Origin of the sequence: Mycobacterium sp., assembly GCF_035314905.1 — a bacterium.
Lineage (GTDB): Bacteria > Actinomycetota > Actinomycetes > Mycobacteriales > Mycobacteriaceae > Mycobacterium.
This window is the reverse complement of the sequence record NZ_DATFYW010000180.1, coordinates 1-18,406: the sequence shown is the minus strand read 5'-3', so window position 1 is coordinate 18,406 and position 18,406 is coordinate 1. Positions and strand designations below refer to the sequence as shown.

At 68.4% G+C, this 18,406-nt stretch carries 15 protein-coding genes and 1 pseudogene; 5 read left to right on the top strand and 11 right to left on the bottom strand.

Annotated features, from left to right (window positions below; genetic code table 11):
* From VKG81_RS15630 to VKG81_RS15615, 4 genes are all read right to left on the bottom strand, one after another.
* Positions 1-603 (bottom strand): TetR/AcrR family transcriptional regulator (locus VKG81_RS15630; protein WP_324397447.1); only part of this gene is annotated, 603 nt, incomplete at its 3' end.
* A gap of 48 nt (positions 604-651) precedes the next feature.
* Positions 652-2,133, bottom strand: a complete 1,482-nt coding sequence (locus tag VKG81_RS15625; RefSeq protein WP_324397446.1) for an acetyl-CoA acetyltransferase — start codon at positions 2,131-2,133, stop codon at positions 652-654.
* The gene (locus VKG81_RS15620; RefSeq protein ID WP_324397444.1) at positions 2,130-3,593 is read right to left on the bottom strand and encodes an aldehyde dehydrogenase; all 1,464 of its coding nucleotides are present in this window, start codon (positions 3,591-3,593) and stop codon (positions 2,130-2,132) included. Before VKG81_RS15620 ends, VKG81_RS15625 begins: the two co-directional genes overlap by 4 nt.
* Positions 3,590-5,944 carry a CaiB/BaiF CoA-transferase family protein gene (locus tag VKG81_RS15615; RefSeq protein WP_414685293.1) on the bottom strand — a complete coding sequence of 785 codons (2,355 nt, stop codon included), beginning with the start codon at positions 5,942-5,944 and terminating at the stop codon, positions 3,590-3,592. The genes VKG81_RS15620 and VKG81_RS15615 overlap by 4 nt, the downstream gene beginning before the upstream one ends.
* Before the next feature lie 96 nt (positions 5,945-6,040).
* On the opposite strand from VKG81_RS15615, the gene VKG81_RS15610 reads away from it, so the two are divergent.
* Positions 6,041-6,799, top strand: a complete 759-nt coding sequence (locus VKG81_RS15610) for a CPBP family intramembrane glutamic endopeptidase (RefSeq protein WP_324397442.1) — start codon at positions 6,041-6,043, stop codon at positions 6,797-6,799.
* A 22-nt stretch (positions 6,800-6,821) separates the two neighbouring features.
* On the opposite strand, the gene VKG81_RS15605 is transcribed toward VKG81_RS15610, so the two are convergent.
* Complete coding sequence (locus VKG81_RS15605) at positions 6,822-7,841, bottom strand: zinc-binding alcohol dehydrogenase family protein (RefSeq protein ID WP_324397440.1); 1,020 nt, start codon at positions 7,839-7,841, stop codon at positions 6,822-6,824.
* A 147-nt stretch (positions 7,842-7,988) separates the two neighbouring features.
* Here VKG81_RS15605 and VKG81_RS15600 point away from each other — a divergent pair, with 147 nt between their 5' ends.
* Positions 7,989-8,978, top strand: coding sequence for an Acg family FMN-binding oxidoreductase (locus VKG81_RS15600; protein WP_324397438.1), 990 nt, complete (start codon positions 7,989-7,991; stop codon positions 8,976-8,978).
* Between the two features lie 100 nt (positions 8,979-9,078).
* Here VKG81_RS15600 and VKG81_RS15595 read toward each other — a convergent pair whose 3' ends face one another.
* The 5 genes and pseudogenes from VKG81_RS15595 to VKG81_RS15575 all read right to left on the bottom strand — a co-directional run bounded on the left by VKG81_RS15595 (position 9,079) and on the right by VKG81_RS15575 (position 13,178).
* Positions 9,079-9,393: a GlsB/YeaQ/YmgE family stress response membrane protein gene (locus VKG81_RS15595; protein WP_324397436.1), complete on the bottom strand. Its 315-nt coding sequence runs from the start codon at positions 9,391-9,393 to the stop codon at positions 9,079-9,081.
* A gap of 130 nt (positions 9,394-9,523) precedes the next feature.
* A pseudogene (locus VKG81_RS15590) lies at positions 9,524-10,204 on the bottom strand (DUF427 domain-containing protein).
* A gap of 75 nt (positions 10,205-10,279) precedes the next feature.
* Positions 10,280-11,230 carry an APA family fibronectin-binding glycoprotein gene (locus VKG81_RS15585; protein ID WP_324397434.1) on the bottom strand — a complete coding sequence of 317 codons (951 nt, stop codon included), beginning with the start codon at positions 11,228-11,230 and terminating at the stop codon, positions 10,280-10,282.
* An 86-nt stretch (positions 11,231-11,316) separates the two neighbouring features.
* The gene (locus tag VKG81_RS15580; protein WP_324397432.1) at positions 11,317-12,390 is read right to left on the bottom strand and encodes a sulfate/molybdate ABC transporter ATP-binding protein; all 1,074 of its coding nucleotides are present in this window, start codon (positions 12,388-12,390) and stop codon (positions 11,317-11,319) included.
* A complete protein-coding gene (locus VKG81_RS15575) occupies positions 12,387-13,178 on the bottom strand; it encodes an ABC transporter permease (RefSeq protein ID WP_324397430.1) in 792 nt (263 codons plus the stop codon). The genes VKG81_RS15580 and VKG81_RS15575 overlap by 4 nt, the downstream gene beginning before the upstream one ends.
* A gap of 304 nt (positions 13,179-13,482) precedes the next feature.
* Between VKG81_RS15575 and VKG81_RS15570 the strand changes: the two genes are divergently transcribed.
* From VKG81_RS15570 to VKG81_RS15560, 3 genes are all read left to right on the top strand, one after another.
* Positions 13,483-14,163 carry an SDR family oxidoreductase gene (locus VKG81_RS15570; RefSeq protein ID WP_324397449.1) on the top strand — a complete coding sequence of 227 codons (681 nt, stop codon included), beginning with the start codon at positions 13,483-13,485 and terminating at the stop codon, positions 14,161-14,163.
* Positions 14,164-14,183: 20 nt separating this feature from the next.
* Complete coding sequence (locus VKG81_RS15565; protein WP_324397428.1) at positions 14,184-15,107, top strand: LLM class F420-dependent oxidoreductase; 924 nt, start codon at positions 14,184-14,186, stop codon at positions 15,105-15,107.
* A 109-nt stretch (positions 15,108-15,216) separates the two neighbouring features.
* Entirely contained in the window at positions 15,217-16,599 is a 1,383-nt protein-coding gene (locus VKG81_RS15560; RefSeq protein ID WP_324397426.1) for an NAD(P)/FAD-dependent oxidoreductase, read from the top strand.
* Positions 16,600-16,663: 64 nt separating this feature from the next.
* Here the strand turns inward: VKG81_RS15560 and VKG81_RS15555 are convergent, their stop codons facing one another.
* Positions 16,664-18,322, bottom strand: coding sequence for a hypothetical protein (locus VKG81_RS15555; RefSeq protein WP_324397424.1), 1,659 nt, complete (start codon positions 18,320-18,322; stop codon positions 16,664-16,666).
* Positions 18,323-18,406: the final 84 nt, after the last annotated feature.

Sequence of the window (18,406 nt, the reverse complement as noted above, 5' to 3'; positions counted from 1 at the left end):
GAACAACCGCTGCAGCTGCCCTGCGGCGGCTTCGAGGCCGTCGATGCCACCGGCGAATCCGGCGTAGAACCCCATACCCCACAGCAGCGCCAGCAGCATGTCCACCAAGCCGGCGACATCGGTGTCGGCTTCCAGTTCCCCCCGGTCGCGCGCCGCGGTGACGAGCTTGGCAATGAATGCCCGTGTCCTCGCGACGAAATCCTGCTCCGGCTCGCACAGATCGGGATGGCGGTGCGACTCCAGTACAGCCGTGACCATGAACTTGGCCGCCGACCGATCGGGATCGGCCTGAATCACCAGGGCCATGAACACCCTGATCTGTCCCAACAGCGTGGCCTCTTGCTCGGCTCTTTCCACACTGGCCTCCATGACCGTGGCGTGGGTCATGTCGACCACTTCGCGGTAGAGGAGCCGCTTGTTCGGGAAATAGTGGTTGATGGCGGGCCGGGTCAGATCCGCGCGGGTTGCGATTTCTTCAAAAGTGGCTGCGTCGTAGCCGACTGCGCTGAACACGTCTCTCGCCCCGCGGATGATCCGCTCCCGGGTTTGGGCCGACTTTGTACCGGGGGGCCGGCCCGGACCCCGGGAGGCGGTTACTGACATTCCAAAAGAATGCCATATCGAGCGCCCGTACCACGCGGCCTCGCCGGGTCAGCGCAGTGTCGCGATCCCGTCTGCCCGAACGTGAATCTTCGCCCCGGCGATGTCCTCGCGGACTGCGGTCGCAGCCTCCGACGGATCGATGATCACCGTCATCGTTCGCGCATCCTCCGGCGTCCGGACGGCGACGAATGCCTTCTCCGGCTTGGCGTCCCGATCGAACGGCACAGTCCAGGCCTCGACCGTGCCGACGCCCTCCCATTCCCGCGCCGCGCGCCGAGTCGGCTCTCGGTCGACCTCGGATTGCACGTCTTGCCAACGGAATTCGGTCGACGGCGGTTCGGTGCCGTAGATCCCGATGCTGTGCTTGGTGAGGTAGCCGCCATTTGCGGTGATCAATCCGCGACTGCCCGGGTTGCGGACGAGCAACCCGGCCATGGCTCCGATGGAGTGTGTCACGTAGTTGTTCCACGGGCCACCGGCGAAGGTGAGTCCGCCCGTCACGGTCAGCGGACGGCGCCGGTCACCGATCGGCAGTCCGAGTTCGGCGGCCGCGACCTGAACCGCGGACGGAAAACATGAGTAGATGTCGATCAACTCGATGTCATCGACGCCGACCCCGGCCAGTTCCAGCGCCCGGCGTCCCGCAATCCGGATCGCCGGCGAGCGGTGGTAGGCGGCGCGCTCGCCGATCGCATAGGTGTCGTGCGAATCCGTGCCGGCATACGGGAAAACCCAACGTTCGTCGGGGATCTGCAGACGGGTCGCGGCCTCGGCCGACGCGAGAACGACGACCGCGCCCTGGTCGACCATGTTGTTGGAATTCAGCAGCTTCGTGTAGGGCCAGCTGATCATCCGGTTGTCCGGGCCGGCCCGCCAGATCTGCTCGGCGGCCAGCCGTTGCGGGCTCCACGCGTTCGGGTTGTCCTCGGCGACCTCGCTGAACTGTGACCACAGCTCCCCGATTCGACGGCGATGATCGTCCGACGGTTCGCCCGCCGCGATCCGCAGCGCCTGCTCGAACAGCGGATACACGTGAGCCGGACGGACCAGTTCGATGCGCTGCTCGGCGGGACCCGCCATCGGGACGTCGCCGTCGGCGCCCTCGGCCATCGCGACCGAATCGTCTTGACGCGACCAGTCCGGCTTGTGTCCCTCGGCCCGCAACTTTGTCCGGGTGCGCCACGTTTCCGCACCGGCGATCAACACCACGTCGGCGCGTCCCCGCTGGATGTCCAGACATGCCTGGTTCACCAACGTCTGGGGGGCGTTGCCACCCACTCCGCTGTATCGGGTCGAGAAGTCGCCGATGCCGAGGCGCCGGCCCAGCAGCAGGCCGGCGTCGCGATACCGCCACGACAACACGTTGACCACGCGAATCGCGTCGACCGCCCCGAGCACGCGCGCATCGGCGGCCTGCCGTGCCGCCTCGACCATGAGATCAACGGGTTCGGTGTCGGGATTGCTCTCGCGTTGATTGATCTGACCGGAACCGACAAGGACCGGCGTGCGGGGGGCGACCCCCGATGTCATGCGCGGCCGCCGGCAGCCGGAACCGGGCCGGACCGGTAGATCGATTTGGCAACGAGATACTCGTCGAGCCCCTCGGGGCCGAGTTCCTTGCCGAGTCCGCTGGCCTTCACCCCGCCGAACGGTGCGCGCATGTCGAGTAGATAGCTGTTTACGCCGATCGAGCCGGTGTGTACCCCGCGCGCGACATCGGTGGCCCGCTCCTCGTCGGTCGACCACACCGTGCCGGCCAGCCCGTACTCGCTGGCGTTGGCGATGTCAACCGCATCGGCGTCGGTGTCGTAGGGGATCACGGTCAGTACAGGGCCGAAAATCTCCTCTTGCGCGATGCGGTCGCGATTGGAGACGTCGGCGAACACGGTCGGCTCGACGAACCAGCCCCGCGGCTGGCTCTCCGGAATCGATCCGCCCGCCACCAGCCTGGCCGCCGACGACTTGCCCAGGTCGATGTAGCCGAGCACGCGCTCACGCTGCCGGGAGCTGACCAGCGGGCCGATCTCGGTCGAGTCGTCGAGCGGGTTGCCGATCGACATGCTGTGGGCCAGCGTCGCGAGTGCGTCGACGATTTCGTCGTAGCGCGACCTGGGCGCCAGGATCCGTGAACTCAGGTAGCACGTCTGCCCGTTGTTGACGAAAGACTGTGTGCGCAGGCCGTTCATCGTCGCGTCGATGTCCGCGTCGTCGAGGATGATGGCCGCGGATTTGCCGCCGAGTTCGAGGGTGACGGGACGGATGAGCCGGCCACACGCCTCGCCGATGGCTCGGCCGGCTGCGGTCGAGCCGGTGAACGCGACCTTGTCGACGCCGGGATGGGTGACGAGGTGGGCACCGGCGGCTGCGTCGCCGGGAACGACGCTCAACACGCCGTTTGGCAAGCCCGCCTCCACTGCGGCCTCACCGAACAGCATTGCGTCCAAAGCGGTTTCGGGCGCGGCCTTCAGCACCACCGGGCATCCGGCGGCCAGCGCCGGCGCGATCTTCATCGCCGCCAGCGACTGCGGATAGTTCCACGGAATGATCGCGCCCACCACGCCGACGGGCTCACGGCGCACGATCGTGTGCCCGATCAGGCTCGGCCGCATCTCCTCGGGCTCGAAGTCTGTGACCAGTTGGGCGTAGTACTTGACCAGCGCGGCGGGGAACGCGCCATTGGCGCCGCGCGAGAGCGAGATCGGCATGCCGTTCTCGCGGCTCACGAGTTCGGAAGCGGTCGCGGCGCGGGAACGCAGCGCGGCGGCGAACCGGGTCAGCGCCTCGGCGCGCTCGGCCGGCGAGCTGGCCCGCCATGCATTCGCCTCCGGGGAATGTGCCGCGGCGACGGCGTCGTCGATCTCGGCTTGGCTGGCGCTGGGTCCGTCACCGATCGGTACGCCGGTGGCGGCTTCGATGACCGGAACGGTGTTGGTGGCGGCCCTGAACTGACCGCCGATGAACACCCGGGTGGCCGGTGTGGTTGCGGTCACGGCGAACTCCTCGGGGCGGTCGGTGATGCTGCGGCGAACAGCACGCCGTCGGCGGTCAGGCGCTCGATCTGGTCGGTGTCGAGTCCGAGCAGCTTCTGGCACACCTCACGGGTGTGCTCGCCGGGCATCGGCGCGGGACGCAGCTCTGACCGCGGAATGCGCAGATACGGCGCAGGCCCGGTTTCGGTCGGCAGCGGCTTGTCGAACAACGGGTGAACCATATCGGTGTACAGCCGCCGATGGCGTACCTGGGGATCGTCGAGCACGTCAACGGGCCGGTTCATCGGTCCGGCTGCGATCCCGGCCCGCTGCAACGTCGCTGTCAGGGTCGCCTTGTCGAGCGAGGAGGTCCATGCCGCGATCTCGGCGTCGAGTTCGTCGCGGCTCAGGGACGGCCGGCCTATGACCACCGCAAGGGCGCGCCGGTCATCGTCGTCGCAAATGGATATGACACACCACTCGTCGTCTCCGGCGCACGGGTACACGCCGTGGTAACTGCCGTCATCGTCAACCGGTAAGCCCGTGTCGCGTGCGGCGTCGGTGGCGTAGCGGGTGTCGAGCTGGTTGACGCCCACCTCGGCCTGCGAGATGTGAACATGCCCGCCGGTCCCAGTCCGCTCTCGGCGGATCAGCGTGGCAAGGGCCGCGATCGCGGTGATCCGGGCGACCACGTGGTCGGGGAAGATCGTGACGGTGTCGTGGAAAGCGCCGGTCACCGCCGACGTCCACAGCCGGGTGATCCCGGTGCCGGCCCGCACGAGCGGGCCGTAACCCATTCGGACACTCCAGGGACCGCGATCGCCGAACGCGCTGCTTTCGGCCAGCACGATACGGGGATTGATCTCGCGGAGCACGTCATACGAAAGGCCAAGGCTAGCAAGAGTTCCCGGCTTGAAGTTGGCGAAGACCGCGTCGGCGTCGGCGACGAGGCGGCGGAAAATCTCCGCTCCGGCGGGCTGACGCAGATCCAGGCCGAGGCCGTATTCGTTGCGGTGCGTCCACGCGAAGGTTTCGCTCATCGGGTGCCCGCGTCGCGTCTGCCGCAGGCCGTCCGGGTACGCAGCGCTCTCGACCTTGATGACCTCGGCGCCCAGGTCGGCGAACAGCCGCCCGAGTTCGCCACCGGCGACGATGATCCCGAGGTCGAGGATCCGGATGCCGTCGAACGGCCGGTGAGAGGGGCCGGCGGCGCCGGAGGCGGGCCGCGGTGCGGGCAGCCAGGACGGCTTGTGCTCCCCCGGCGATGGTGCGGGGCGGCGGATACCGGCGCGGTTGCCGTCGACGACGAACGCGCCCACCGGCGCGGTGACGTTCGTCCCCGGAGCCAACTCGAGCCTTCTCATCGCGCCCGCCGCGCGAAAGTGCTCGGACGACAGTGCTTCTGATGGTGTGAGCACTGCGGCAATCGGCACTCCGTAAGACTGGCCGGCCGCCACCAGTGCGTCCATCGTCTGGTCGGCGAACAGCCGCGCGGTCAATGCGCCGATCTCGCGAGATGCGGAGAACCGGGCGCCGAGCGTCTCGTACTTCGGATCCTGAAACACCCCGGGCTCACCCAGCCAGGCCCGCATGCCATGCCATTGGCGCGGCGACAGCACACAGATCCGCACGTAGCCGTCCTTGCAGGCGAATATCGGGTAGACGTCCTGGTTCCGCGGCCGGCCCCGCCACGTGTCGGACAACCGTTGCCCAGAGGCCGCCTGCCCCATCGCGCCGAACGGTGGGTCGAACGCCTGTAATACCGACTCGAAGCGCGAGAAATCGATGTAATCACCTCTACCGCTGCGCAATCGGTTGTAATACGCGGCCAGCGCCGCCCACGCAGCCTGAACCGCCGCGGTGGCCGACGCGATGCCGTCGGGAGGCAGCACGGGTGTCCCCGTCGGTGGCCCGGACCTCGACAGCGCGGTCGACATCGCATAAAGGACCGGATCGGTGGCCCGCCACGACGCGTACGGGCCCGTCGCGCCGAATTCGCTGACGGACAACGCGACCAGGTGCCCGAATCGCCGTGCCAACTCGGCGCACGAGGCGCCGAAGGCGGCGGCGCGGCCAACAATGCCGCTGTCGACCAGGATGTCGGCCGCCGATACGAGGTCCACGAATGTCCGCCGGTCTGCGTCGTCGTCGGGATCGAGGATCGCACTGCGCTTGTTCGCGTTGTGCAATGCGAACCGGACTCCGATCCCGGCCACGGCGGGCCGTGCCGCGCGAGCGGGACTCCCCGCCGGCGGCTCGATCTTCAGCACATCGGCGCCCAGATCGGCGAACAGGCGCCCCACCTCGTCGGCATCGCTGCCCGCGAGATCGAGGACTCGCACACCGGACAGCGGCAGGGCAGAACCGAGCACATCCGCGAGGGTAGTGGCGCCGTCACGCTGACGCCGCCGCCCCCTCCCGGCGGCTGACGGTTCGCTGGCAGCCCCGCGGGTACACTCGGCCGCACCATGACTGATTCTGCGGCCGCTCAACCGCACCCGTTCGTGTCGCAGCTGGCCGCGCTGCACCGGTTCCGCGTCTACGTCGATATCGGTGTCGTGGTGGTTGTCCTGGCGTTGACCAACCTCATCGCGCATTTCACGACGCCGTGGGCCAGCGTGGCGACCGTCCCGGCCGCGGCCGTCGGCCTCGTCCTGCTCCTCCGCTCCCGCGGGCTGGGCTGGGCGGAGCTCGGGCTGGGCCATGAGCATTGGCGGTCCGGGCTGGGCTACGCCGCGGCCGCGGTGGCGGTGGTCGTGACCGTCGTCGCGGCCGGGGCGCTGCTGCCGCTCACCCGGCCGTTGTTCCTGAACAACAACTACGCAACGGTGTCCGGCGCGGTGGTCGCGTCGATGATCGTCATCCCGCTGCAGACGGTGATTCCGGAGGAACTGGCGTTCCGCGGCGTCTTGCACGGCGCGCTGGACCGCGCCTGGGGCTTTCGCGGTGTCGCCGCGGCGGGCTCGTTGTTGTTCGGCCTCTGGCACATCGCCACGTCGCTGGGGTTGACGAGCAGCAACGTCGGGTTCACCCACCTCTTCGGCCGCGGCATCGGCGGCGAGGTCGCCGGCGTGCTGCTCGCCGTCGGGGCGACCGCCGTCGCCGGCTTCGTCTTCACCTGGCTACGGCGGCGCAGCGGCAGCTTGCTGGCCCCGATCGCGCTGCACTGGTCCCTCAACGGCCTCGGTGCGCTGACCGCTGCGCTGGTCTGGCACCTTTCGATGTAGCCGGTCTCAGCTTCTTCCGGACTCAGACCAGCAACACCGCGGCGCCGGCGATGCGACCCTCGGCGAGATCCGTCAACGCTTGGTCGGCGCTGGCCATCGGGTACTCGGGCGTGCTCACCTCGATGTGGTGTTTCTCGGCGAAAGCGAGGAACTCGCGCGCATCGGCGCGGGTGTTGGACGTGACCGAGCGAAGCTGCCGTTCCTGGAACAGATGCCGCTGGTAGTTCAGGACCGGGATGTCGCTGAGGTGGATGCCGGCGATGGCCAGCGTGCCACCTCGGTCCAGCGCCTCCAAGGCCGGCAGCACAAGCTCGCCGACCGGCGCGAACAGGATCGCCGCGTCCAGCGGCACCGGAGGCGGGTCGGCCGCCCCTTGTACCGAGGCGGCGCCGAGGGACAGCGCCAGCTTTTGCGCCGCTTCGCCGCGGGTCATCACGTGGACCTCGGCGCCCTGGGCCAGCGCCACCTGCGCCGTGATGTGTGCGCTGCCGCCGAACCCGTACAGGCCGAGTCGGCCCCCCCTGGGCAGCTGGGCACGCAGCAGCGACCGGTAACCGATGATGCCCGCGCAGAGCAGCGGCGCGAGTTCGGCATCCGAATAACCCTTCGGCAGGTGGTGTGCGAAAGCCGCGGGCACCGTGGCGTACTCGGCGTAACCGCCGTCGGCGTCCCACCCGGTGTATCGCGACTCCGGGCACAGGTTCTCCTGGCCGCGGACACAGAACCGGCAGATTCCGTCGGTGTGGCGAAGCCATGCGATGCCGACCCGGTCTCCGACGGAGAAAAGCCGACCGGCTTCCGGGCCGAGCCCGACGACCTCGCCGACGACTTCGTGCCCCGGTATCACGTGGGGCCGGTGCACCGGAAGGTCGCCCTCGGCGACGTGAAGGTCGGTGCGGCAGACCCCGCATGCGCGCACCGCCACCAGCAACTCGTCGGCTTGCGGGTGCGGAACCTCGGTGGTCACGCGCTCCAACGGATAGGTGCTCATCGGGCCCGGCCGGCGCACCCGCCAGGCCGTCATCATGCGATCCGGAACCATAACCCCATCGTCGCGCGTGCGGGCGATGCCTGCCGCCCCGGCAGGCAATTCGGGACCAAATTCTCTCTGCCAGGGCCATTCGGTCCTATGGCGGTCACCGCCGCGACTGTCAGCGTGAGAGCCGAAGACGACACGAGGGGCCCGATCATGAACACCGCAAGGCCGGACCATGAAACAATTAGGGCGGCGCTCGCCCTGGCCATCCGGGCGCCGTCGGTGCATAACTCGCAGCCGTGGCGCTGGCGGGTCGGCGACGAGAGCGTGCACTTGTACGCCGACCCCGATCGCCAACTGCCACAAATCGATCCGGCACAACGCGACATGATGCTCAGCTGCGGCGTGGCGTTGCAGCACTTCACCGTCGCGCTGGCCGCGCTGGGCTGGCACAGCCACGTGCATCGGTTCCCGAACCCCGCCGAGCCCGGCCATCTGGCCGCGGTCGAGATCGGGGCTCGCGGCACCAGCGAGCAGGACATCGCGCTGGCCGCGGCGATCCCCCGTCGGCGCACAGATCGCCGGTGGTACAGCTCGTGGCCGGTACCCCCGGGCGACGTCGCGCTGATGGCCGCCCGCGCCGCGCGCGCAGGCGTCACGCTGCGCCGCGTTCCCACGCCCGGGCCGTTGGCCGAGCTGGTGGCCGCGGCTGTGCGCGAGCACGCCACCGACGCCGAATACCTGGCCGAACTGTCGATGTGGAGTGGCCGCTACGAGTCACTGGCCGGCGTTCCGGCCCGCAACACGCCGGCGCCCGACCGCGAAGCCGCCATCCCGGCGCGGGTGTTCGCCAACCCGGCGCTGCCGCAACCACAAAACGCTGCGGCGCGCGACGACGCCGGCGTTGTCGTGGTGCTGGCCACCGCGACCGACGACCGTGTCGCGCAGCTGCGGGCCGGTGAGGCCACCGGCGTGGTGCTGCTGACGGCCACGGCACTCGGATTGGCGACGTGCCCGTTGACCGAGCCGCTCGAGATCAACTCCACACGCGAGGCCGTCCGCTCGATCGTGCTCGGCGACGACGGCTACCCGCAGATGCTCCTGCGGATCGGCTGGGCACCGGTCAACGCGGATCCGCTGCCGGCGACGCCGCGCCGCCCGATTGAGGACATGGTGAAGCGGCTGGACGGATCGCTTTTCTAGTTCCCGTCATTCCGGAATGACGGGACCGCGGGATAGCGGCGATCCTGCGTAAACACCCGGCACCGGCGACGGCGGCCGGCAAAGAAAGTCGAATGGGCCGCTACGTCCGCGTCCGTCCTACGAGCCGGACCAGCCAGAGCAGGACGATGGCGCCGCCCAGAGCGACGAAGAAGGTGAACCAGTATCCGCCGCTGTTCACATCCACGCCGAGAAGGTTGAGTATCAGGCCAGCGGCAAATGCGCCTACGACTCCCACCAGAATGTCCCGCAGGATCCCGCGCCGAGCATTGGTTTTCACGATTCTGCTGGCGATCCAGCCCGCGATGCCGCCAATGATGATGTATGCGATCCATCCGACGCCCGTCTTGCCATTCAAGTTGAGGGCGAGGTACTCGGTAGCTGCCATGATGTGCATCGCGATCTCCTTGCTCGTGCCGGCTCGCCTCGGTCGGCGAGCGCAGTGACACTGGTATACCTCGTGAGGGTAACGATTGCGCCGTTTAATTGGCATCGATGTCTAATTGGCATCGATAAGTCACGGCTAGTTACCGTCCGGGTGGCAGCATCACCCGCCGACCGTCCACGGACACGTCGACGCGCTCGTCGTAGAACGCGATCATCCCCGCTATCGGCAGCAGTTGCCGGGTCGGGAAGTTGTAGCTCCAGGCCATGTCGGCGAACAGCGCGTCATCCAGTCGAACCGACCAGTATTCGCTGGTGGTGCCCTTTTACGGGCACGCGGTCACGGTGGCGGACGGCACCAGGTGGGTGAAGTCGACATCGGCGCGATCCAGGTAGTGACGGGTGGGCAGGCCGGTCTCGAAAACCATGACCGGGCAGCCGCTTTCGGCCAGCACCACTCCGTTGCACTCTCTACGCACGGCGCGGGTTGACCGCAACGCGTCCACCCGCACGTACGGGTCGCGCGGATGGACGAAGATCTGTTCGTCCTCCTCGAAACATTTCGCGCCGAGACGCGGATCGACTCGGGCGAGGCTCGCGAGCTGCCCTGTGGAGAACACGAGCAAGCAGCCGGGATGGGTGGTGCCGGGCGTTCGTAGTCCGAACCGCCTCGCCGACCCCAACGACGTTGAGACCGTGCAGCTTTCGTCGGCCAGTGCATCGGGAGCCACGTCGTCCACCGGGACGTAGTAGCGCGGATACCTGCTGTGCTCCCACACGTAGCGAGCGGCCAAGGTGTCGACCAGTATCCAGTTGTCGAGCATGACCCGGATGCGACGTGGGCAGGGCGCGACATGACCCGCAGGGGTGATCGGCCGCGGATAGTCGTCCACCGAAGGTCAGCCGGGCGGCATCATGTCCGGGTTCGGCGCGACCGGAACCGGAACGCCGACCGGCGCCGGTTGACCTGGGGCACCCGGAGCGGGTGGCGCACCGGGTGCGCCAGGGGGCGGTGCCTCCGGCGGGGGCGGCGGTGTGTACGGCCGGATCGACTCGGCCAGTGTCTTCGCGGCGGCCTTGTCGACCGGGTTGTTGGCCGTGCCCAGCCAGACCACGAACCAGCGGTTGTTCTGCGCCGCCTGCGTCCCCTGCCGCGGAGTGTTCGAGCCGAGGGCCGCGGCCCAGATCTGCCCGTTGGGCTTGTTCGTGTCGGTGAACTTCACCTCGTAGTACGACGCAGCGCCCGGTATCCCGGCCGCATCGAGCGGGACGGTCTCCTCGTTGATCCGGGTGCCGGGGAACGGCATGTAGAACTCACCCATGTCGGAGGCCAACCGGATCGCGGCCTTGGTGTTGTCGGGCTCCGCGCCGGCGAACAACTTCAGGTCGAGCCTTCCCATCAGGATGCTGGTGTCGGTCGGGGCCTGCCCGCCCTGGGTGGTCGGCGTCTTGGTCAGCAACGCCTGGCCGTAACTGATCTTCGACGCGTCACCGACGGCCCAGCCGGGGGGCGGGTCGTAGCTGAAGCCGCCGGCCGCGACGTTGACGCGATTGGGATCGGCCGGAGGCGGCGGCGGCGCATTCGGGTCGGCCGCAGGTGGCGGCGGGGCATTGGGATCGGCCGGGGGCGGCGGCGCGGCATTCGGATCGGCGGGCAGTGCAGCGGCGTTCGGGTCGACCGGCGGTGGGACCGGTGTCGTCGTGCCCGGCGGCGGTGCCGGCACCGGGTCGGCGTAGGCCGTCGTCACGGGCAGGGTCAGTGCCACCGTTCCAGCGCCGGCAACCGCCGTCATCGCCAGCGTCATCCATAGGCCCTTACGTGGTGTCGGGGTCACGTCCGGCTGTCGCATGACGACGAAACTACCGTGTTACCGCCGTGACGCAAGTGTGGCCTGCTGACAAAGTGACATGAGAAATACCCTTAGAAAACCAACGCTCAGGCGGGGTGTACCGCGACTTCCTGCGCCTTGACGGAGAAGAAAATTCGCTCGCCCGGTGCTAGTAGCAGGTCCGCGGCGGCCTCCGCCGTGATGTCGGCGGCAAGGCCCGGCGCGCCGTCGCTCTGGTCGTCGGCGCGGACACGGACGCCGGGCCCACGGCTGTCCAGTGCGGCCACGGTCACCTCGACGCTGTTGCGGGGGCTGCCGTGCGGAAGGTCGCGATACACCGCCACCGCGGCCGGGCTGAACACCGCGACCGCGTGCGCACCCGTGCCAGGGATTTCGCCACTGCCGTACCAACAGGTGCCGTCGGCTGCGCGCAGGCAACCGGCGGCGTCGATCGTGCCGGCCACCAGGTTCACACCGGCGAACCGGGCGGCGAAGTGGCTGCGCGGGGAGGCAAGCACCGTGGCGACTGGCCCGTCCTCGACCACACGCCCGGCCTCGAGCACCAGCACCCGATCGGCCAGCGTCAGCACGTCGAGCAGTTCGTGGGTGACCAGCAGCGCGGCACGGCCGTCGCGGGCCAGCACGCCGCGCAGCAGCTTGCGAACCGACCCGGCCGCGGCCACGTCCAGGCCGGCCAGCGGCTCGTCGAGCAGCAGCACATCGGGCTCTGCCGCCAGCGCGCGGGCGATCGCCACCCGCTGCGCCTGGCCGCCGGACAGCTGTCGCGGCGCGCGGTCCGCCAGCTCGGCGGCGTCGACCCGGGCCAGCCAGTGCCGCGCGGCATCGCGGGCGGCCCGTCGGCTGCGACCCCGGCTGCGGGGGGCGAACGCGACGTTGGCGGCGACGGACAAGTGCGGGAACAGGGCTGGGTCCTGCAGCAGCAGGCCGACGCGGCGGGCGTATGTTGGCACGAACACGCCGGCCGCGGTGTCGGTCAGCACGGTCGGACCCGATCGGACCGCGCCGTGATCGGGGCGCACCAAACCGGCGATCACGTGCAGCGCTGTCGACTTGCCCGCCCCGTTGGGGCCCAGGACTGCGACGACTTCGCCTGCTGCGACGTCGAATTCGATGTCCATCCCGCGCTCGGCGATCACCGCGCGAAGCGTCAGCGCTGTCATCCGGGTGATCCGCCCAGCCTGCGGGCACCGACCGCGAGCACGACGATGGCGGCCACCCCGACCAGCAGCATCGACAGCGCCACCGCCGCGTCGGGGTCGCTCTCCCGCTGGACGTAGATCTCGAGTGGCAGCGTGCGGGTGACGCCCTCGCGTGAGCCGGCGAACGTCAACGTCGCACCGAACTCGCCGAGCGCGCGCGCGAACGCGAGCACCCCGCCCGAAACCAGCCCGGGCGCCAGCAGCGGCAACGAGACGCGCCACCACACCGTCGTCGGCCGCGCCCCCAAGGTAGCGGCGACTACTTCATATCGGTCGCCCGCGCTGCGTGCCGCGCCCTCTAGTGAGATGACCAGGAACGGCAACGACACGAACGTCTGCGCGAGAACCACAGCCGTCGTCGAGAACGCGATGTGTATCCCGGCGGCTTCCAGATTGCGGCCGAGCAGGCCCAGCTTGCCGAATGTGTAGAGCAGCGCGATGCCACCGACCACCGGCGGCAACACCAGTGGCAGCAAGATCAGCGGCCGCACGGGTCGCATCAACCGGGCGCCGCTACGGGCCAGCACCAGCGCGAGCGGGACGCCGAGGACCAGGCATAACGCCGTGCTGGCGGCCGCGGTGCGCAGGCTCAGCAGCAGCGCGATTCGTGACGAACGAGCGGTGATCAGTGCACCGAACTGCGGCCAGTTCACCTTGATCGCCATCGCGGCAAGCGGGACTGCGACGAACAGCGCGCCGACCGCGGCGGGGACATAGATCCACCGGGGCAGACCCTCGGGCTGCCTCAAGGCTTTGCGAACCCGGCCTGGGCGAGGAACCGCCGACGCTCCGGCCTGCCCACGTGTGCCCGCGGGCGCACCGCCACGACGGTCGCGAGGGCCGGGCCCCAGAGCCGCGTCATGATCTCAGACCCTAGGCATGCTCAACTTCCCCGGCTAGCTACTGTCCAGTAACATCGTCGCGAAACCGACGCGCCAATCCCGGGTGGCACCTCCTACCTGTGTCACGATCGAGAGCACCGGGTTCGGTGACACCGAAGCACACGTGCAGGTCGCCGTTGACGTCGGGTTCAACGTTGAACACGAGGAGGGCATGGCCATGGAGGTGCTTGTCACCGGCGGCGACACCGAGCTGGGGCGCACGATCGCCCAGGGCTTCCGCGACGAGGGGCACCAGGTGGTCATCACCGGCGCACGGCGCGACGAGCTGGAGATCGCTGCCAAGGAACTCGAGATCGACTGCGTCGTCTGCGACAGCGCCGACCCGGACAGCCTCGCCGCTTCGGTGCCGCTTCTGCCCCACCACCTGGACACCATCGTCAGCGTCCCGGCGCCGGTGCTCAGCGCCGGCGATCCCCGCGTCTACACGCTGGCCGAACGGGCCATGGCGTGGCGCCACAACCTGGACGCGACAGTGCTTTCGGCGGTGCTGATGGTGAACGCGATCGGCGACCACCTGCGCTCGGGTGGATCGATCATCAACGTCGTGCCCGAGAATCCGCGGACGGGCAGTGCGGAAGCCGCGGTCAAGGCGGCGCTGTCGGACTGGACCGCGGGCCAGGCGGAGTTCTTCGGTACGCGCGGCATCACGATCAACACCGTCGCGTCGGGCCGCGGGGCCAAACCTGGCTATGAGGGGCTGTCGACCGGCGTCCCCGCCAACGCCGCCGGGGAGATCGCGCGGCTGGCGTTGTTCCTGACCAGCCCGGCCGCCCGCCACATCACCGGGCAGACCCTGCACGCCAGCCACGGCGCCCTGGCTCACTGGGACTGAGTCGTCCTAGTGTCGAGGGCGTGACTATTCGACTCGGCTACCAGATTCCAAACTTCTCCTACGGCACACCGGTTTCAGAGCTTTTTCCCACCGTCGTCGCCCAGGCCCGGGAGGCCGAGGCGGCCGGCTTCGACACCGTCTTGGTGATGGACCACTTCTACCAGCTGCCCGGCCTGGGGGCGCCCGAGCAGCCGATGCTGGAGGCGTACACCGCGTTGGGGGCGCTGGCCACCGCGACGGACCGCGTCCAGCTCAGCGCGCTGGTCACCGGCAACACCTACCGCAACCCGGCGCTGTTGGTCAAAGCGGTGACGACGCTGGACGTCGTGAGCGGCGGCCGGGCGATCCTGGGCATCGGCGCCGGCTGGTTCGAGCTTGAGCACCAGCAGCTGGGCTTCGAGTTCGGCAGCTTCACCGACCGCTTCGAGCGGCTCGAGGAGGCCCTGCAGATCATCGCGCCGATGCTGCGTGGCGAGCGGCCGACGTTTTCGGGCAAGTGGTATCACACCGAGTCGGCGATGAACGAGCCGCGATACCGGGACCGTATCCCCGTCATGATCGGCGGCAGTGGCGAGAAGAAGACGTTCCGGCTGGCCGCGCAATACGCCGACCACCTGAACATCATCGCCAACATGTCTGATCTGCCGGCCAAGCTCGAGGCGCTCCGGCAACGGTGCGCAGAGGTCGATCGCGACCCGGCAACGCTGGAGACCAGCACGCTGCTGACTGTCGTTTTCGACGAGAACATCAAGCCGGAGGACATCCCCGAGTCGATGCGCGACCGTAGCCTGACGGGTTCGCCGGAGGCGGTGGCCGAGCAGGTGAAAAAGCGGGTGATCGACGCCGGGATTGACGGCGTGATCGTCAACATGCCGATCCAGGGCCACCTGCCCGGCTTCATCACGAAGGCCGGCGAGGCACTGAAGCCGCTGGTCGGGGCTTAGCGGGCAAGCGCGTGCGTGGCAAATGCCACAGCGGTAATCGCGCGACGCCCGGGAACGGCGAGACTACCGTAGAGGTGTTCGCGCAGTCTTCGCCCGACGAGGAGCCAGCATGAGTGCCCAGCCCGGAAGTGCGGCTGCAGCCCAGCCCCGACATCGTGTCGTCGTGATCGGGTCTGGCTTCGGCGGGCTGACTGCCGCCAAGGCCCTCAGGCGCGCCGACGTCGACATCAAGATGATTGCCCGCACCCAGCATCACCTGTTCCAGCCGCTGCTGTACCAGGTCGCGACCGGCATCATCTCCGAGGGTGAGATCGCCCCCGCGACCCGGATCATCCTGCGCAGGCAGAAGAACGTCCAGGTGCTGCTTGGCGACGTGACCGGCATCGACCTGGCGGCCAAGACCGTGAAGTCCGAACTGCTCGGGCACCCCTACATCACGCCCTATGACAGCCTGATCATCGCCGCCGGTGCCGGTCAGTCCTACTTCGGCAACGACCACTTCGCGGAATTCGCGCCCGGCATGAAGACGATCGACGATGCGCTGGAATTGCGCGGCCGCATCCTGTCCGTCTTCGAGCAGGCCGAGCGGTCCAGCGATCCGAAGCGTCGCGAGAAGCTGCTGACCTTCACCGTCGTGGGTGCGGGGCCGACGGGCGTGGAGATGGCCGGGCAGATCGCCGAGCTTGCCGACCACACCCTCAAAGGCGCCTTCCGGCACATCGACACGACGAAGGCCCGGGTGATCCTTCTCGATGCCGCGCCTGCGGTGCTGCCGCCGATGGGCGAGAAACTCGGCAAGAAGGCCCAGGCCCGGCTTGAGCAGATGGGCGTCGAGATACAGCTCGGAGCGATGGTCACCGACGTCGATCGCAACGGCCTGACGGTAAAGGACTCCGACGGCACGATCCGGCGCATCGAGTCGACGTGCAAGGTGTGGTCGGCCGGGGTGTCGGCCAGCCCGCTGGGCAAGCAGCTCGCCGCGCAGTCGTCGGTGGAACTCGACCGTGCCGGCCGCGTGAAGGTTCTGCCCGACTTGTCTGTCCCGGGTTATCCGGACGTGTTCGTGATCGGCGACATGGCCGCGGTCGAAGGCGTGCCCGGTATGGCGCAGGGCGCGATCCAGGGCGCGAAACATGTTGCCGGCCTTCTCAAATCGGAACTCAAGGGCGCAAATCCGGCCGACCGCGAGCCGTTCCAGTATTTCGACAAGGGTTCGATGGCCACGGTGTCGAGGTTCAGTGCGGTGGCCCAGGTCGGTCCGCTGGAGTTCGGGGGCTTCGTTGCGTGGCTGGCCTGGTTGGTGCTTCACCTGGTCTACCTGGTGGGCTTCAAGACAAAGATCACCACGCTGATCTCCTGGACCGTGACATTCCTGAGCACCCATCGCGGGCAGCTGACGATCACGGAGCAGCAGGCGTTTGCCCGCACACGCATCGAGCAACTCGAAGAGATCGCGGCGACGGTGGAGAACGAGGAGAAGGCGGCTAGCTAGCCGCTTGAGGATCGACTTCCGACAATTTGTTGGTGATGTGGAATGGCTGGCGTGTGCCGAATCCTCAAGCGGCTAGCGGCGTTTCGATGGCGAGATCGTTGAAGAGCGTTTGCATATCGATGCGGATTCGTTCGTAGTCACGGTCGACGCGTGTCCAGTGCGCGGGTTTGCGTCCCATGCGGGGGCTGCGCACCGCGGCGAGGATCGGGGTGATGACCTGGTCGCGGAGGGTGAGCAGGGCGGCGATGGTGCGCGCGGCCAGGGGCGGGACGTGGTAGCGGCGGGTTCGGCCGGGTTTGTCGAGGAGCCGTTTGCCCCGCAGCTTGCGCAGGTCGTAGCCGGCCTGGCGGACGGTGTAGCCGGAGTGATCGACGCCCGTGAGGGAGTGCACCTTGGCGGCGAACTCGGCGACGGTGAACCCGTTCGGTGCCGGCGCTAGCGCCAGGGCGGCGCGCAGTGCGTCGCGCATGCGTGGTTGGTTGAGGTCGACACCGCCGACTCGGGTGGCGCCGAGCGTCGATCCACAGGGCAGTTCGTCGAGGATGCCCTCGCCGATGAATCCGGTATCCACGCAGTCCAAGGCGGTGGCGAATCGTTCGGCAATGCCGGCAAGCCGGGTGACGATCTCGGGAAACTTCTCGATCATGCGCCCGCAGCGCAACTCCGCGGTGTTGTGCACGATCGCCTCGAACCGCAGCACACGTTCGCCTTTGGTGTAGGCCTTGCCGGTCAGCCGCCCAAAGTGCAGCTTGAACACGGTCAGGTCGTAGGTAGGTGTCTCGATCGTGGCCTCGATGAGCGAGGAACGTCGTCGGGTGCGGCGGGGACGCTGCGCGGTGCCGAAGACGGTGCGGATCCTGGGCACGTCCAGCCGGGAGCGGGTCCGGTCCACCACCGCGTCGAAGATCTGCTGCATCCGGTGTCCGTCGGCGAAGATCAGGTTGCGGCTGTATTCGACCTGATAGACGGCGAAGGCGTAGCCGAAACCGCTGCGCTGTTGCTCGTCGAGATCCAGCCCGAAGCACAGGCACGCGGAATAGATCCACCGCCGACAGACCTGGCTCAGCCGCCCCACAGCCGCATCCTGCGACAAGGCATCTGCGATCCGAGCCAGGTCTGCGGGGTCAGCGACCGCGGTGAAGCAGTTGCCGACCTTGCTGAATGCTATCCCCGCCGCCTGCGCCTGACGGGCCACGTACTCGTGGCCGTTGAGGATGATCTGCGCCCCGAACGGCGGATGCCCCGACATCTTAATCGTCACGTGCCCCCAGGTCGGATCCATGATGTGGAACGAATAGTGGTTGACGTATTCGCTTCTCCTCTCGATGTTGACGATCCGGCCCGCCGCCGACCGCTTGACTTTCCACACCGGCGCCGGCGCCTTGGCCGCGAGGACCAGGAACACCCCCGTCGTGACCTCGTGAGAGGTCAGGTACTCCTCGGCGATGCGATGCTTGCGCTCACCGGCCTTGCAGAAGATGACCGGTACGTCGTTGGCCGCGCCCCAGGCCTTGACCCGGCGGGCGAAACGCCCGGCCAGCCGCATCAGATGCGTGTTGTCCAACTCGGCGTCGCTGTCGTCGTGCCAGCGCCGCCACCACACCCGGAACCCGCCCGGGTTGTGCCCGAGCGGAAAGAACGCGTTGAGCACGATCCGATCCACGCAGTCATAGCTGCCCGTCACCAGATCCGAATAACGGAGGCTGAACTCGTCGTCGGGCATTCGCTCAACCTAACCACGCGCCCGCGTGAGGTGAAACTGCCCGAAGGGCCACCGCTGCCGGGCGAAGTCCCGGCCGCGGCGTAG